The sequence below is a fragment of the Paraburkholderia sp. SIMBA_030 genome, from assembly GCF_046535245.1.
Lineage (GTDB): Bacteria > Pseudomonadota > Gammaproteobacteria > Burkholderiales > Burkholderiaceae > Paraburkholderia.
In genome coordinates, this window is record NZ_JAWRXB010000446.1 from 1 (window position 1) to 275 (window position 275).

Annotated in this window: 1 protein-coding gene; it reads right to left on the reverse strand. The window is 66.5% G+C overall.

Going from position 1 to position 275, the window contains the following annotated elements; all coding sequences use genetic code 11:
* A partial coding sequence (locus SB772_RS40720) for a LysR family transcriptional regulator (RefSeq protein ID WP_410838614.1) occupies nt 1-275 on the reverse strand: 275 nt, incomplete at both ends.

The window sequence follows — 275 nt, forward strand, 5'->3', positions numbered from 1 at the left end:
CGGACCGGCCCATCCAGCGGCTTCGTGCGGATCGTCGCCGCTGCTTCGTCCAGCAGGTCGATGACACGCCGCGCATAGGGCAGAAGCTGCAGGCCCCAGCGGGTCGGGACAACGCCGCGGGCGCCGCGCTCGAAGAGGCTTTCGCCGATGGTTTCCTCGAGTTTCTTGATCTGGGCACTGACCGCGGACTGCGTCCGCCCGATCGCCTGCGCCGCTGCCGAAAAATTCGACGTCTCGACGACGACGAGGAAGGTCCGGAGCAGATCGCTTTCGAT